Annotated in this window: 11 protein-coding genes; 6 read left to right on the forward strand and 5 right to left on the reverse strand. The window is 34.5% G+C overall.

Features of this window, described 5'->3' with window-relative positions:
* Positions 1 to 277 precede the first annotated feature (277 nt).
* The 4 genes from rny (at position 278) to QWY86_RS06765 (ending at position 7037) form a co-directional block, all read left to right on the forward strand.
* On the forward strand, positions 278 to 1840 hold the full coding sequence (gene rny / locus QWY86_RS06750; protein WP_290240088.1) for a ribonuclease Y: 1563 nt from the start codon (positions 278 to 280) through the stop codon (positions 1838 to 1840).
* Between the two features lie 245 nt (positions 1841 to 2085).
* A complete protein-coding gene (locus QWY86_RS06755; protein ID WP_290240385.1) occupies positions 2086 to 2601 on the forward strand; it encodes an Mpo1 family 2-hydroxy fatty acid dioxygenase in 516 nt (171 codons plus the stop codon).
* Between the two features lie 150 nt (positions 2602 to 2751).
* Complete coding sequence (locus QWY86_RS06760) at positions 2752 to 5505, forward strand: TonB-dependent receptor (RefSeq protein WP_290240090.1); 2754 nt, start codon at positions 2752 to 2754, stop codon at positions 5503 to 5505.
* 101 nt (positions 5506 to 5606) lie between these two features.
* The gene (locus QWY86_RS06765; protein ID WP_290240092.1) at positions 5607 to 7037 is read left to right on the forward strand and encodes a beta-helix domain-containing protein; all 1431 of its coding nucleotides are present in this window, start codon (positions 5607 to 5609) and stop codon (positions 7035 to 7037) included.
* A 55-nt stretch (positions 7038 to 7092) separates the two neighbouring features.
* Here QWY86_RS06765 and QWY86_RS06770 read toward each other — a convergent pair whose 3' ends face one another.
* From QWY86_RS06770 to QWY86_RS06785, 4 genes are all read right to left on the reverse strand, one after another.
* The gene (locus QWY86_RS06770) at positions 7093 to 7407 is read right to left on the reverse strand and encodes a hypothetical protein (protein WP_290240094.1); all 315 of its coding nucleotides are present in this window, start codon (positions 7405 to 7407) and stop codon (positions 7093 to 7095) included.
* A 126-nt stretch (positions 7408 to 7533) separates the two neighbouring features.
* Entirely contained in the window at positions 7534 to 7809 is a 276-nt protein-coding gene (locus tag QWY86_RS06775) for a hypothetical protein (RefSeq protein ID WP_290240097.1), read from the reverse strand.
* 120 nt (positions 7810 to 7929) lie between these two features.
* On the reverse strand, positions 7930 to 9138 hold the full coding sequence (locus QWY86_RS06780; protein WP_290240099.1) for a hypothetical protein: 1209 nt from the start codon (positions 9136 to 9138) through the stop codon (positions 7930 to 7932).
* 274 nt (positions 9139 to 9412) lie between these two features.
* Positions 9413 to 11164 (reverse strand): bifunctional lysophospholipid acyltransferase family protein/GNAT family N-acetyltransferase, encoded by a 1752-nt coding sequence (locus QWY86_RS06785; protein ID WP_290240101.1) that lies wholly within the window; start codon positions 11162 to 11164, stop codon positions 9413 to 9415.
* Positions 11165 to 11243: 79 nt separating this feature from the next.
* Between QWY86_RS06785 and QWY86_RS06790 the strand changes: the two genes are divergently transcribed.
* A complete protein-coding gene (locus QWY86_RS06790) occupies positions 11244 to 12152 on the forward strand; it encodes a ComEA family DNA-binding protein (protein ID WP_290240104.1) in 909 nt (302 codons plus the stop codon).
* 220 nt (positions 12153 to 12372) lie between these two features.
* Entirely contained in the window at positions 12373 to 13524 is a 1152-nt protein-coding gene (locus QWY86_RS06795; RefSeq protein WP_290240106.1) for an acyl-CoA dehydrogenase family protein, read from the forward strand.
* A 212-nt stretch (positions 13525 to 13736) separates the two neighbouring features.
* Here QWY86_RS06795 and QWY86_RS06800 read toward each other — a convergent pair whose 3' ends face one another.
* A complete protein-coding gene (locus QWY86_RS06800) occupies positions 13737 to 14123 on the reverse strand; it encodes a hypothetical protein (protein ID WP_290240108.1) in 387 nt (128 codons plus the stop codon).
* Between the last annotated feature and the right edge of the window lie 130 nt (positions 14124 to 14253).

Genomic DNA, 14253 nt, shown 5'->3' on the forward strand with positions numbered 1-14253 from the left:
TCTTTAATAGTTGCCGTCACTCTGAACTTGTTTCAGATTCTGTTTATTTCAACATGACGACAGCTTATGATAAATAGCATTAAAAACATAGCCGCGGCTAGTTTTTGAGTTTCAAATTTTATAAAACTTAACACTTCAATATCTATAGGGTTAAGAGGGCGTATTTCATCTGCTTTGGCACCTGAAAATGGCTTAAACCCTAATTATGCTTAGTTGAGGTTTGAAAAAGATGAGACTTTAAAAATTAGCTGCGGTTTTTTTTTACAAACAAAACAAAATGGAAATATTAGGATACGTGTTTGCCTTAATTGCCGGTTTAGCCATCGGCGTTGTGGTTGGTAGATTCCTGTTACGCAGCTTGCTTAAACAACAAGAGGTTGCCGCACAGAGTAAAGTGAAGAAAATTTTAAAAGACGCAGAGAATAACGCTGAAATTTTAAAAAAGAACAAACTTTTAGAAGCTAAAGAGAAGTTTTTGCAGTTAAAAGCCGAGCATGAACAAGAAGTTAGTGCTAAAAATAATACGATTAATCAACGTGAAAACACGATTAAACAAAAGGAGCAGTCGGTTAATCAGCGTTTAGAAAATTATAACAAAAAAGAACAAGAGCTTGATAAGCAAAAAGTTCATTTAGAGAAACAAACTGAAGTTGCTGTTAAAAAGCAAGAGGAAGTTGAGGTTCTTAAAAATCAACATTTAAAACAATTGGAAACAATTGCAGGCCTTTCAGCTGAAGAAGCCAAAGAGCAATTGGTTGAAAACCTGAAACAAGAAGCCCGTACACAGGCAATGATGCAGGTTAAAGATATTGTTGATGAAGCAAAATTAACTGCAAGCAAAGAAGCTAAGAAAGTTGTTATTCAAACCATTCAGCGTACCGCTACTGAGGCTGCTATCGAAAATTCAGTTTCTATCTTTCACATCGAGAGTGATGAAATCAAAGGTAGGGTAATTGGTAGAGAGGGTAGGAATATTCGTGCGCTTGAGGCAGCAACAGGTATCGAAATTATTGTTGATGATACACCTGAAGCGATTATTTTATCAGGGTTTGACCCGGTAAGAAGAGAGATTGCCCGTTTGGCCCTTCACCGTTTGGTAACAGATGGTCGTATTCACCCGGCTCGTATTGAAGAAATTGTTGCTAAAACCAAAAAGCAGATTGAAGATGAAATTGTAGAAATCGGCGAGCGTACGGTTATCGATTTGGGCATTCATGGTTTACATCCAGAGTTAATTCGTATGGTTGGTCGTATGCGTTACCGTTCATCTTATGGTCAGAATCTTTTACACCACTCTCGCGAGGTTGCAAATTTCTGTGCAACTATGGCAGCTGAGTTGGGTTTAAATGCGAAGATGGCTAAACGTGCCGGTTTATTACATGACATAGGTAAAGTGCCTGATGATAATCCTGAATTGCCACACGCAATTTTGGGTATGCAACTGGCAGAAAAGTATAAAGAACATCCAGAAATTTGTAATGCAATTGGTGCTCACCACGATGAAATCGAAATGACTTCGATGATTTCTCCAATTGTTCAGGCTTGTGATGCGATTTCAGGCGCTCGTCCGGGTGCACGTAGAGAGGTTGTAGAAAGTTACATCAAGCGCTTAAAAGATTTAGAAGAGCTGGCGCTTTCTTATCCAGGTGTAGAAAAAACTTTTGCAATACAGGCTGGTAGAGAGTTGCGTGTTATTGTAGAAAGTGAAAGAATTACAGATGCACAGGCTGAATTGCTTGCGGCAGATATTTCTACCCGTATTCAAACTGAAATGACTTATCCTGGTCAGATTAAGGTTACTGTAATCAGGGAAACTCGTTCTGTGGCCTTTGCGAAGTAGAGAAGGGGATTACGCAGATTAAAAGATTCCACAGATTCATGTGGTTGAATAGTTTAAAGCGATGAGTTTTCATCGCTTTTTTATTGCGTTTGTTTTCTATTGTGATTTTTTGCCACGGAAACACGAAGTACACGGAATTTTATTTTTTTATTGATTACTTGCCAATAAATTAGTTGATTGATGTTGAATTTTTTGAACGGATATTACTTCAATCGCTTCTTAATTATTTTTTTTATTTTTACATGATGAGCAAGCAAACTAAAACCATTATTGAAAAGCGTCCTGTTGATGTTTATTTTGATAAGTATCAGGAAAGCCATAATAATCATACTAATGAAATTATTCACTGGATTTGTGTGCCGCTTATTATTTTCAGTTTGCTTGGCTTAGTGTGGTCTATTCCGTTTCCAAAAATTGGTTTTTTGGGTCAGTATAATATGTATTTAAACTGGGCTTCATTCTTAATTGCCTTTTCGGTTTATTACTATTATCGTTTATCGCCGGTGCTTTCATATTTTATGCTTTTGATAATTGCAGCCATGAGTTACGGTATTGTTGCTTTGGAACAATGGGAGAAAATTGGCGGACCGGCATTATGGTTGGTTTGCCTGATTATTTTTGTAGTGGCATGGATTGGTCAATTCATCGGACATAAAATTGAAGGAAAGAAACCATCGTTTTTAGATGATGTTAAATTCCTGTTAATTGGTCCGATATGGTTATTGCACTTCATTTGCAAGAAAGTTGGTTTAAGGTATTAATATTTTGGCGATTAACACTGAGTTAACATTTAGCTAAACAAAGCTTAATTAACATCTAACATATAGCTAACATTGTGGTAATAGCTTTGCCTAAAATTAAACGTAGGCAAATTGAACTCAATCACAATTTTTAGAAAATCGGCGTTAACAATGCTGATTTTATTCATGGGCATAGTTTCTTATGCGCAAACCGGAAAAATAGCAGGTACAGTATCAGATAAGAAAACAGGTGAAACCATTATTGGTGCAACTGTTAGAATTAAAGGTACAAATAAAGGTGTTTCTACAGATGTAGATGGCAAGTATATTCTTCCTATCGCTGATGGAAAGCATATTTTAGAGTTTTCTTTTATCGGATATCAGGGCAAAGAAGTTTCTGATGTTGAGGTAAAGGGCGGTGCAACGACCACTTTAAACGTAATCTTGAGCGAATCTAGCAGTCAGAATTTAGGTGAGGTTGTTGTAAAAGCAAGTTTCAGACAAGAATCTGTTAACTCATTATACGCAAAACAGAAAAACAGTGCTGTTATTTCTGATGGTGTTTCGAGCGACCAGATTAAAAAATCTCCGGATAGAAATACTTCGGATGTTTTAAAAAGGGTTAGTGGTGCAACGGTTCAGGATAATAAATTTGTTGTTATCAGAGGATTGAGCGACCGTTACAACAACGCAACATTAGATGGTTCATCATTACCAAGTACAGAGCCGAATCGTAAAGCTTTTAGCTTTGATATTGTACCTTCAAATTTGGTAGATAACTTAATTATCAGCAAAACAGCTACACCAGATTTACCAGCAGATTTTACAGGTGGTGCAATCCAAATTTCAACTAAAGACATTCCGGACAGAAACTTTATAAGCTTTGGTGTTGGTACAGGTTATAATACAGAATCAACCTTTAAAGATTTTAAAAGCGGTCAAAGAAATGCGACTGACTACTTAGGATTTGATAATGGTGATAAAGCATTACCTGCAAGCTTCCCTTCACGTACAAGAATCAGTAGCGGATTAACTTCTGCACAACAGATTGCTGCAATGAAGTCGCTATCACAAGATTGGAAAATTTACAACAATACGGCTTTACCTACTCAAAACTATCAATTCACTTTAGGTAGAGTTAAAGAATTTAAAGAGCGCACGAATAAATTTGGTGCTTTATTCTCGTTAACCTACAGAAATGCGCAGACTATTAATAATGATGTAATTCGTGATTATGTAAATTACGATTACCATGATAACATTTACAGGTTTTCTACTAGTTTAGGTGCAATTGCCAATTTCGCCTACACTTACGGAAAGAGTAAAATTACTTTCAAAAATATTTATAACAGAGCATACGATGATGCTTATTTAACCAGAGATGGATTTAACAGCGATAGAGGACGTGATATTAAGTTTTTTGCTTTCGATTTAATGCAAAAGCAATTATTTAAATCTACTGTAGAGGGTAACCATGCTTTAGGTGAAAATAATTCAAAAATTAACTGGTCTTTAAGTTATGCCAATATATTAAACGACCAACCAGACCAAAAGAAAATTTCTTATCAACGTAATCCATCAGATGCAGGAACAGCAAACTATGTATATACTGCAAGTACTGGTACGTTAAGTAAGGAAAACTCTAGATTATTCTCTAAATTAAATGAGGATAACTTTAGTGGTGCTTTAAACTACACATTGCCGTTAAAAATGTTTGGTCAGTTGGCTACATTTAAAACAGGATTGAGTTCAATTTACCGCGACAGAACATTTGATGCAAGGTTTGTAGGTTTTAGAGCAAACACCGGTGCACCAAATGCAGATTTAATTAGCCAACGCCCGTTAAGCACTTTATATGGTGCAGATGCAATTAATAGCGGCGCATATTCATTAGATGATATTTCAGCTGATGCGGATAGTTACAATGCGCATTCAATTACCAATGCTGGTTACTTAATGCTTGATAATAAGTTTGGCGAAAAATCGAGATTGGTTTGGGGTGTAAGGGTAGAGCAATTTAATGTTGTTTTAGATGCTAAAGTTCCAACTCCGCAAACATCTGTAGATGATAATTATGTAGATATTCTTCCTTCTGTTAACTATACTTATAGCTTAACTCCAAAGGTAAACTTTAGAGCATCATATTATCGCACATTAGCCAGACCAGAATTTAGAGAATTATCTTCGGCAGCGATTTATGATTATGAATTATTAGCGCTTCAACAAGGTAATCCTAATCTAAAAGAGGCAAAGATTGATAATGCCGATTTACGTTTCGAATTTTTTCCTGAAGCAGGACAAATATTATCAGTATCTGGTTTTTACAAAAAATTTCATAATGCAATTGAGTCTTATAACCAGGATGCAGGTTCTACAAGAATCATGACTTATATTAACTCAGACAATGTGAACGTTTATGGTGTCGAGTTTGAATTCCGTAAAAGTTTAGATTTCATTGCTAAAACAGATTTCCTAAAGAAAACTACTTTCTACACAAACGTATCTTTAATAAAATCAAAAGTTGAAACGGCTAACACTGGTATTAACCTGAAGCAGACAAATCGTCCGATGGTTGGTCAGGCACCTTACATTATCAATGCAGGTTTACAACATAGCTTCTTAGGAGATAAATTAAGTTTCAATGCATTGTATAACAAAGTTGGTCGTAGACTAATTGTTGCTGGTGGTGTATTGTTCCCTGAGATTTGGGAAGTACCAAGAGATGTAATTGATTTACAACTAGCGTTAAAAGTAATCAAAAATAAAGGCGAGATTAAATTTAATGCCGGAGATATTTTAGGTAATCGTATTACTCAGTACTATGATATTGATGTTAACAAAAAATACGATAGAGCATCAGATGAAACCATCACCAGTTTTAAACCAGGTAGTAATTATTCATTATCATTCTCTTACACTTTTTAGTCTTAATATAAATTTAAAGTTCGATTAACAATCTGTTAAACAAGCCTTAATACTCAAATTACATTCATATCATATTTTTGGAAAAAGTAAAATTAATTAAAATGAAAAAACAATTATTACTATGCGCATTAAGCGTATTGGTTTTCTTAGCAGGCTGCTCTAAAAGTGGTGATGATGGCGAGATTAACCCACCGACTGATGCAAACACAGTTGAAATTTCTGGTGATATAACTACTGCTACAACTTGGTCTGCAAGTAAAATTTATCTTTTAAAAGGTAATGTTTTTGTAACTAATAATGCTACTTTAACAATCGAACCTGGAACAATCATTAAAGGTGATAAAGCAACTAAAGGTGCTTTAGTTATTACAAGAGGATCAAAAATCAATGCAGCTGGTACTGTAGATAAGCCTATTGTATTTACATCAAGTGTTGCTGCAGGTGCTCGTAAAGAAGGAGATTGGGGTGGTTTAGTTATTTTGGGTAAAGCTCAAAATAATGTAGGTACTTCAGTTGCTATAGAAGGTATTTCTGATGCTACAGATAAGGGTAAGCATGGTGGTACTGATAACGCTGATAACTCTGGTGTTTTAAAATATATCCGTATTGAATATGCAGGTATCGCTTTAAGTCCTGATAATGAAATCAACGGTTTAACATTCGGTTCAGTAGGTTCTGGAACAGTTGTAGATTATATTGAAGTTTACCGTTCTGGTGATGACGCTTTCGAATGGTTTGGTGGTTCAGTTAACTGTTCTCACTTAATTGCTATTGATACTTGGGATGATGATTTTGATACTGATAACGGTTACTCTGGTAAAGTTCAGTTTGGTTTAGCTCAACGCTTATCAGTAACTGCTGATGTTTCAGGTTCAAATGGTTTTGAATCAGATAACAATGCTGCAGGTGATAATGCAACTCCACAAACTTCAGCTGTATTCTCTAACATGACCATCTTAGGTCCAGTAGGTTCTGGTAGCTCTAGTATCAATGCTAACTTCCAACACGGTGCTCAAATTCGTCGTAACTCTGCAATAAGCATTTTCAACTCTGTGTTTGTTGGTTATACAGAAGGTATTTTCTATGATGATGCATTACCTGCTGGTGGAGCGTTAAACGCTTCAGGTAACTTAGTTGCCGGTAGATCAGTTTTTGCTAACAACTTAGTATACAACTCAAACAGTAAAAGCAATCAAATCAAAGCTTCTAACGCTACAGCTTTAGGTGTTGTTACACCATTATTAACTGCTGGTAATACGTTTGATGCAGCGGCTTTAGCGGCAAGTATCTTTGCAGACCCTTACAAATATTCTGCAGATTTAGTAGCTGCGGCAAGAGTTGGTGTACCTAACTTTACAGTAGTTGCTAATTCAGCAGCGGCTTCGGGTGCATTATTTACAAATTCTAAATTAACTGCCGGATTTACAAGTGTTCCTTACAAAGGTGCTTTCGGTGCTGAGAACTGGGCAGCAGGTTGGGCGCACTTCGACCCACAAAATTTACCATACACAACTCCAGGTGCCGTAAAATAATTAATATTAAATCAAATAGAAAAGGAGTCAGAATTTTAAATTCTGACTCCTTTTTTTATGAAGCTGCTTCTGTGCTTTCAGCAGTTTTAGTTTTACTTTTAGTAGGTTTCTTTACGTTAGGCTTTTCTTCTTTTACAATTGTTAAAGGTTCATCTTCTTTTAAAAAAGGAGCAATATCATCTTGTTTTGCACTAATGGTTACCTTTTTTGAAAGTTGCTTCGCAAGTTTTTCAATTGCTTTTTGTGCCTTCTTCTCTTTTCCATACGCCTTCGCAATTTCGCTGAACGCTAAAGTTAATTTAGATGCTATTTCTTTTTTTAGTGTCTTGCTCGTACCTTGATTTTTCTTGGGTGTTTTTTTCTTTTTCATCTAACAATAATGGATTTTGCTCAAAGATATGTTATGTTAAAATTAAATCCATATTATGATTATGTTAACTGTTTGATTTTGAGTTAACATCGAAAGTAGTATAGGGAAGGATGATAAAGGAAATGTCTAAAATTTAGCGCCTTCAGCAACAATGCCGCCTAAATCAAGTGTGTTTTGAAAAGCCTCAAGATATCCTAATAAATGCCGCTCCGCATTGGCGTAAGAAGTAAAGGTTGATGTTGGATCGTTTGCATCAGCATCGCTTTTATTCTTGAAATATAGATTTACTTGAATCGTGAATAAATTTTCATCATTGATGGGTGAAAGAATCCTGCCTTTAACTTGGTGGTTATGAATTTCGACAAAAAATTCTTTTAAAACAGAATAGATAATTACAGCCATGTTATAATGATAAGATCTAAAAAGATAATTAAAGAAATAAATGTAGGTAAAAACTTGAGGGCTTTACGGAGTTATCAATAAAATAACATTGAGTTAATATTAAATTAACCTGTTGATTAATTATCGTTTTGTTGGTTCGTAGGCGTAAACGATTTCAAACTTTTTATCCCTCAAACTACTGGATAGTTGGCCAATTTTTAAATTTTGTACTTGTGGTGTTGGCTCACAGTAGGAATATTTTTTACCATTGTAGGTGATGGATTCGCCTATGGGTTGGTCAAATTGAACTGCAATTGTTAGGTGTGATGGATATAAAACAGCCAGCATTGGTAGGTTATAAATTTCTCTAACCAAATAAAAAAACAGGGCTGCCCTGTCATCGCAATCACTCGCATTGTTTAGCAGTGTTTGCTCTGGAGAGCAGCGTTTTTCTTTACCAAAGTTCTCAGAATCATCTTCATATAAAAAGGCATACCTTGTAAATCGCATCAAATAATCAACACCTTTCTTTTGGTTCATCGTTTTCATGTTATCTTTTAAAACCGGAATTAATGAACTATAGGTTTCTCTGCTTAATGGAATGTTAAAATAGGTTTCGAAATCTACGATGGGGTAGTTTTTGAAAATCGTTTCTACCTCTTCATTTATCTTTAGTTTAAAATGATTTACTTTTTGGTTGTAACTAAATTGAATATCTTTTTCTTTGTAATTATCAGGTTTAAAATCAGGCATTCTGGTTACTTTATAAGAAAATGAATGCTCTGCCTCTGGAACTGAAATATTTACTTCCTTGTAAGCGCCGGCTTGTTTAAATAGTTTTCCATAATCATGGTAGTTTAGGCACATGTATTTTTTACCATCAATTTCAAAAAATGGAATATCACTTATGTCTTCATCATTTTTTACATAAAAGATAATTTGACCATTGCCTACAGCAATTTTGGCATCGTAACCGCATTTGGTTAATAAAAACCACTTGTAAAGTGTATAACGACTATAGTTATCTGTCTTTGGGCTAATTTGCTCTGCAGTTCTTCTTATCAGTTGATAAAAAATCCAATCGTTTAAATTGTTTCTCTTTTTGTAATCCTTTAAAGCCGTTACTAAAGAAAGATATTTGCTGTGAACTGCATCCTGATAAAATTCTTTTACTGATTGAGTGGTTGCTATTGTCGGCGTTGCAATGAGTGTGCTTTCATCAATGCTAAAATTGAAAGTTCCATCACAAAATTCAAAAGAATAAGATTGAGCCTGCACACTATTTAGCCAAATAATCGGGCTTATTATTATCAAGTAAGCAATAAAATATCTGCTGGCTCTATTTTTCAATTTTGAATATTTGGTAACATTAAATTTAACATTAAATAACATTAATCCAACAATTATTTAATGTTAATTAGTGTGTTAAAAATTAACATCTACTTAATTTTAATTCGGATTTGTAGGAGGAAATGAAAGGTAGAAAGAAGTCTTTTTATAATGATTTATTGATTTTAACTTAACATTAAAACTTCACCTTTGCCCATGTAAATATTTGGTTAGTATTTATAAAGTTTAGGTTAGTTGATAATAAAAAACCCGGATGGATGTCCGGGTTTTTTTATTAAAGATTTTTGCCAAGCTTTTCCAGAATCTCTGCCGGAATGTTATGTGTATCTACCACCAAAAATCCATCAAGGCAATCTGAAAACTTAGGATCGATATTAAAGGAGATAATTTTTGCATTAAGGTTCATATATTGTCGTAAAAGCACAGGTACTTTAATGTGCGAATTTTCAATATCGCCAATTATACTGTCTAAATCCTTAAACGAATCGCTACTATCTACCAATGTATCGGTAGAAATAGGCAATAAATCGGCCTTGAATTTGTTTTTCGGTTTTATATATTTCGCCATTTCATAATCGAAATGGTTTTTGGTAATGTAATCTACAATTAATGCTTTACTGAATTTAGAAAAGCTATTGCTTATGCTCACCGGTCCGAACATGTAACGGTACTGGGGGTTATCAATCAGGTATTTTAAAATCCCTTTCCATAGTAAGAAAAGTGGAAGCGGCTTGCCTTGGTATTCCTTTCTTATCCATGAGCGGCCAAGTTCTATGCCTTGTCTTAAGATAGGATAAAACTGGTCTTTCATTTTAAATAGCTCTGAAAGATAAAAACCACGGCGACCCATGCTTTCTAAAATTTCATCGCCCTTACCAATTCTGTAAGCACCAACGATATTTTCCAAATCTTTATCCCAGATAAATAAATGATTGTAATAAATGTCGTAGTTATCTAAATCGATTTTTTTATTTGTGCCTTCACCTACTTCGCGGAAGGTAATTTCTCTTAGTCTCCCAATTTCTCTTAAAACATTTGGGATTTTAAGCGTTGGAACAATATATACTTCGTAGTTTTTTTCGGTCCAAACTCTAAAATCTTCTAGCGTAGCTACTTCATTCTTAATTAAAACTCTCGAAGTTTCTTCAATAACTTCGACAGCTTTCTTCTTAATTTTGAATAAATTTAAAGGGTTGAAAAGTTTCTTTTCTGTATCTAAGCCAACACCTAAAGCATAAGTACGGGCACGTAAAAAGTCCATTAACTTATTGCTTTTGTTCATGTTCGAGATTTCATCCAAACCGATGGCTTTCCCAATTCTTACTCTAATGGTTCTCCCATGCTTATTTAAAAACTCAGAAGGTAATTTTGCAGTACGAAGCGTTGGGTGTATAAAACTTAAAATATTAAATAAAACCCCATTGTTGCCGTGGAAATAAATTGGTATTACCGGAACTTTTGCTTTTGCGATTAATTTTCCAACAACCGGATGCCACATTCTATCTGTTACCTGTTGTGCATCGAGCTTAAATGTTGATACTTCTCCGGCGGGAAAAATACCGATTGGAGTACCATTTCTTAATAAATCGAAAGTTGTTTTTAATCCGCTGATGCTTGATGAGTGCTGCACATTTTCGAATGGGTTTACAGCTACAAAAAATTCATCAAGATTTGGGATTTTCTTTAAAATGAAGTTTACCATAACCTTTGCATCCGGGCGAACCGTACATAAAAGTTTAACCAAAGCCAAACCTTCAACACCACCATAAGGATGGTTTGCTATAGCTATAAATGGACCAGTTTTAGGGATACTATTTAATTCATCTTCATCAAAATCAATCGAAACGCCAATTGTTTCTAATATTTTATCTACAAACTCTAAACCTTTAAAATGCTGATTTTGAGAGAACACATCGTTAATGTCGTTCAATTTCATAATCTCCATCAGCAATCCGGCCAAACCCGGTACACCCAATTTATCAATCTTCGTCGCCTTTGCAAATTCTGAGGTCGTGATAATCTTCATAAAAAATAATTAGCTTGTTGATATGCGAAACATCAAGTGTTTTGCAATCCCAAAAATAAGATTTATATTTATAATACACATGTCATATCGTATAATGAGAATTTGGCTAAACAAACATTTTGGTTTCAGCAAAGGCGAATTCAATGGATTGCTGCTTTTAATCATCATTATCATCCTTCTAAAATCTTTTCCATTAGTCAATAATTATTTCAAACCTCTTGAAAAGGATAACCCAAATTTAGTTGCATCTATAAAAGCTATTCAAGTAAGCGACCAGCAAAGATTTACCTACATAAAAGATTATGTAGAAAGCTCAACTGAAAAAGTTCCACATCGACTCTTCAAATTTGACCCGAATAAAATTGATGTAGAAGATCGGCAAACATTAGGTTTATCTGCCAAACAAGCACAATCCATTGTAAATTATAGAAATAAGGGCGGTAAATTCTACAAAGCTGAAGATTTACAAAGAATGTATACCGTTTCTCCTGAAATGTATAAAAAGTTGCTGCCGTATATAGAAATTGAACCGCAGGAGTATGCCAGAAAAGAATTTCAATTTGAGAAAAAGGATTATGTTAAAAAGGCATTGGTTGTAGTAGATGTAAATCAGGCTGATTCTACTGCGCTAGATCAAATAAAAGGTATTGGGCCCACTTTTGCTTTACGCATTTTAAAATATCGGGAGCGTTTAGGAGGCTTTCATAAAAAGGAACAACTTCTTGAAGTTTATGGCTTGGATTCTGCTAAATATGCTGAGGTAAAAGATCAGATATTTATCAATCCAAAATCTTTAAGAACTATAAATATCAACAATGCTGATTTTAACCAATTGAAAACATCGCCATATTTGTCATACAAACAAATTAATGCGATACTTCAGTATAGAAAACAACATGGCAACTATAATAGTGTGGATGATTTAAAAAAGGTCTTGATCCTTAACCAACAGGTTATAGATAAAATTACACCATACTTAACATTTTAATCAATTAAGGCTTTTAAAGATTTGCTATTTTGAAAATTTTCAGATTTCAATAAAAAAAGTTAAAGGCTTTATCTGGGGTTTAATCAATGTTTAAAATTAACGGGTATGTTAATTGAACTAAATACCATTTCATTCTACTTTTGCACAAATATTTAGTGGTAAATAACTCAAAAATAATTGATTATCATTGCCGCATCTAACCACATAAAAAATATAATTAATGAGCGTAAGCTATAATTTTTCAGAAACTGAAACGCAAGTAAATGTAAAGGCGATGGTTCGGGAATTTGCCGAAAAACACATTCGTCCATACATAATGGAATGGGATGAGGAACAAATTTTTCCGATAGAATTATTTAAACAATTAGGAGAAATGGGTTTAATGGGCGTTTTAGTACCAGAAGAATACGGTGGTTCTGGATTGGGTTACCAGGAATATGTTGATGTAATTGTAGAGGTTGCGAGGGTTTGCGGTTCAATAGGATTATCGCTTGCTGCACATAATTCACTATGTACAGGGCATATTTTAGCCTTTGGTAATGATGAGCAAAAACTAAGATGGTTGCCTAAATTAGCCACAGCAGAATGGATTGGAGCTTGGGGTTTAACCGAAGCAAATACTGGTTCGGATGCTTTAAGAATGATGACAACTGCCGTTGAGGATGGTGATGATTATATCATAAATGGTTCAAAAAATTGGATTACGCATGGGAAAAGTGGCGATATTGCTGTAGTAATGGTTCGTACTGGAGAGCAAGGTAGTTCAAAAGGAATTTCTGCATTAGTTGTAGAGCGTGGTACACCTGGTTTTACGGCTGGTAAAAAAGAAAATAAACTGGGGATGCGTGCTTCAGAAACCACTGAAATGATTTTTGACAACTGCCGTGTACCGAAAGCCAATTTGCTCGGAAACGTGGGTGAAGGTTTTAAGCAGGCGATGAAAGTTTTGGATGGCGGTAGGATATCAATTGCTGCGCTGGGCTTAGGGATTGCTAAAGGTGCTTTTGATGCTGCGGTTAATTATTCAAAACAGCGTCAGCAATTTGGACAGCCAATTTCCAGTTTTCAGGCAATTAGTTTTAAGCTGGCTGATATGGCGACTGAAATTGAAGCTTCGGAACTGTTAATCCGCCAGGCGGCAGATTTAAAAAACAGGCATTTGCCAATGACAAAGGAATCGGCAATGGCTAAATACTTTTCATCTGAAGTTGCTGTAAAAGTTTCTACAGAGGCTGTACAGATTTTTGGAGGCTATGGTTATACTAAAGATTTCCCGGTTGAAAAGTTTTATCGCGATAGCAAATTGTGCACAATAGGAGAGGGAACCTCAGAGATTCAAAAGATTGTAATTGCCAGAGAGATCTTAAGTTAAATCTGAAAATTAATTTAGAAACAACAAACCAAATATATTATGAGTAAATCCGGATGGTAATAACCTCCGGATTTTTTATTTTAAGCTTTAGACTTAATTGCTAAGCTTAATGCGTTTAATTCGTAACAAAAAACGAAGTATTTAATGTTTTTAAACACAACCGGCTATTTATAGTTTTCACTAACCAACCAACCAACTAACCAACTAACCAACTACTGCGGTAAATCTTTTACTGAAATAATACTATCTACAACGTAAACAGAGAAGCCTCTCCAAGGCAACGTGTTTTTATATTCTTTATAACGTAATTCATAAAACTTTCCACTGTTTGCCATCATTTTTTCAGCAATGGCTTTATTGCCAATTGAGAATTCAAATTCATTATTTTGTAACGTTCCGGTTGCTCTTGATTTAATACCACTTTGAATTAATTTTCCTTCATAAGTCTTAAACATGTATCCTTTTTTCACAACATAATTCAATTCCCCGGCCTTAACACCTTCTCCAAAAACGAAAAAATATCTGTAATAGCAAACGCCTGCTAAAATTAGAAGAATTACAATTGAGATGGTGATGAAAACTTTTTTGCTTGTTGTCATTTTTTAAATTTTTATGCAGTTAAAATTAATAAACTTATTTGGAATAGTATATTTTACAATGATTATAGATTTATGTAAGTTTTAATAAGTTTTTTTTACTTTAAAAGTTTTTTAATTCAGTATATTCTAA

It is taken from the genome of Pedobacter aquatilis (genome assembly GCF_030409415.1).
GTDB classification, from domain to species: domain Bacteria; phylum Bacteroidota; class Bacteroidia; order Sphingobacteriales; family Sphingobacteriaceae; genus Pedobacter; species Pedobacter aquatilis.

Excerpts from the sequence above, each read along its gene's own strand:
- QWY86_RS06800 (WP_290240108.1), bottom strand. The coding sequence starts at position 14,123 with ATGACAACAAGCAAAAAAGTTTTCATCACCATCTCAATTGTAATTCTT.
- rny (WP_290240088.1), top strand. The coding sequence starts at position 278 with ATGGAAATATTAGGATACGTGTTTGCCTTAATTGCCGGTTTAGCCATC.
- QWY86_RS06760 (WP_290240090.1), top strand. The coding sequence starts at position 2,752 with ATGCTGATTTTATTCATGGGCATAGTTTCTTATGCGCAAACCGGAAAA.
- QWY86_RS06755 (WP_290240385.1), top strand. The coding sequence starts at position 2,086 with ATGAGCAAGCAAACTAAAACCATTATTGAAAAGCGTCCTGTTGATGTT.
- QWY86_RS06785 (WP_290240101.1), bottom strand. The coding sequence starts at position 11,164 with ATGAAGATTATCACGACCTCAGAATTTGCAAAGGCGACGAAGATTGAT.
- QWY86_RS06775 (WP_290240097.1), bottom strand. The coding sequence starts at position 7,809 with ATGGCTGTAATTATCTATTCTGTTTTAAAAGAATTTTTTGTCGAAATT.
- QWY86_RS06770 (WP_290240094.1), bottom strand. The coding sequence starts at position 7,407 with ATGAAAAAGAAAAAAACACCCAAGAAAAATCAAGGTACGAGCAAGACA.
- QWY86_RS06795 (WP_290240106.1), top strand. The coding sequence starts at position 12,373 with ATGAGCGTAAGCTATAATTTTTCAGAAACTGAAACGCAAGTAAATGTA.
- QWY86_RS06790 (WP_290240104.1), top strand. The coding sequence starts at position 11,244 with ATGTCATATCGTATAATGAGAATTTGGCTAAACAAACATTTTGGTTTC.
- QWY86_RS06765 (WP_290240092.1), top strand. The coding sequence starts at position 5,607 with ATGAAAAAACAATTATTACTATGCGCATTAAGCGTATTGGTTTTCTTA.